Origin of the sequence: Acidocella sp. MX-AZ02, assembly GCF_000306035.1 — a bacterium.
In the GTDB taxonomy this organism is placed as follows: Bacteria; Pseudomonadota; Alphaproteobacteria; order Acetobacterales; family Acetobacteraceae; genus Acidocella; species Acidocella facilis.
On record NZ_JH976212.1, the window covers coordinates 7,433 to 9,089 of the forward strand.

A 1,657-nucleotide genomic window follows, 5' to 3' on the forward strand; every position below is an offset into this window, starting at 1 on the left:
GCTAGGCGTTTTGGCTATCTTCGGGTCTGCGGTTGGGGTTGGGGTTTGGTATCGCAAGCACCAGATCGAAATCGGCCATCGGGCATTCTTAGCCAAAGATTATACAACGGCGTATGCTGCTCTAAGCCCGTTTGACGGATGGCGCAGTCCTCAGGCCGAGACTGACTTGGGAGATCTCTATGTCAACGGCAACGGAGTGAATAAAGATTACAGCAAGGCATTTCAACTTTTCCAGGAAGCGGCTTACGTCGGTTATGCCCGTGGTGAAGCCAATTTGGGACTTTTGTATACCCGAGGCGATGGCGTGCCGGCCAACCAAGCCGATGCCATCCACTGGTTTCAGCTCGCTGCCGATCAGGGCCTACCTAGTGCCGAGTGGGAGATTGGGTTATTTTACGACACCGGAAATGGTGTGCAGCAAGACTACGTCCAGGCGAATATTTGGTACAAGAAGGCAGCCGACCAAGGCTATGCAGATGCCGAAACAAATCTCGGCGGAAATTATATGGGGGGCCATGGCGTTCACCAGGATTATACGAAAGCCTTTGCACTGCTCCAGAAGGCGGCCGATCAAGGCGTTTCCAATGCTCAATATGGGTTGGGAACGATGTACGAAAATGGCTGGGGTGTTCCACAGGATAGCGCGCAGGCGGTGAGTTTGTTTAAGGAAGCCGCAGCCCAGGGCAATGACAATGCCGAAGAAGAGATTGGCTACATGTATTACGCCGGCCAAGGCGTTCCGCAGGACTACGTAAAGGCCAGCAGATATTTCAAGCAAGCCGCTGACCAGGGAAATGCCGAAGCCGAATATAATTTGGGTGTAGATTACCTAAACGCTCAGGGTGTAACCGAGGACGATCCTAAGGCTGCAGCATTATTCATGAAGTCGGCCGAACAGAATTATGCGTCCGCCGAGGATGCGCTTGGTCAGTTGTACGACAACGGCAAGGGTGTGGAGCGCAGCACGGTCTTGTCCTACATGTACTTTAATCTTGCCGTAGCACAGGGAAACGACGGCTCCAAAGCTGAACGTGATCAGGTGGCGCAGAATATGACACTCGGACAGATTGCCGATGCTCAAGCAATGTCGAGCGAGTGGACGCCTGGTAGACCGCTACCAACCACAGCCAGCTATGAGGACTTGGCGCCAGACTATATCTTGGCATCGTCGTCAGATCATTCCGTATACCAAAATAGCCGTATATGGTTTTCTCGTGAATTTACCATTAGCGGAAAAAAATATTATGCGGTGTTCATGGTAACAAAGGGGGGAGATTATCACGCCGCAGCGGCAAGCATTAGCGTCGTCACTTTCGACATGTCGCAGGACTTACGGCAATCATTGTCGGGCATATATCGACAAAGTACTCAGGCAAACTTCGCCCAGCTCGGCTCTTATGGTGATGTCGAGCCTCTGAAAAAGCCCCACGCCTCATACACAGCGCTGGATCGCCTTGACGCGCCGGAGTTTGATCTCGGCAATAGGAAATATGCCACCCTCGTACATGACAGCTACGAAGGCATGGGCGAAGCCGAGCAGGGCTACGAGGTATTCGTTTTCGAACCCAGCCAGTATGGTGTTGGGTCATGGCTTAATGCAGGTTCGATTGCTACCGGCGACGACACCACGGCCAACTGCGATGGCGACCAACCTAGC

1 pseudogene is annotated in these 1,657 nt (G+C 52.8%); it reads left to right on the forward strand.

Annotated features, from left to right (window positions below):
• Positions 1 to 10: 10 nt before the first annotated feature.
• Positions 11 to 1,657: pseudogene (locus tag MXAZACID_RS18035) on the forward strand (tetratricopeptide repeat protein); the annotation flags it as partial.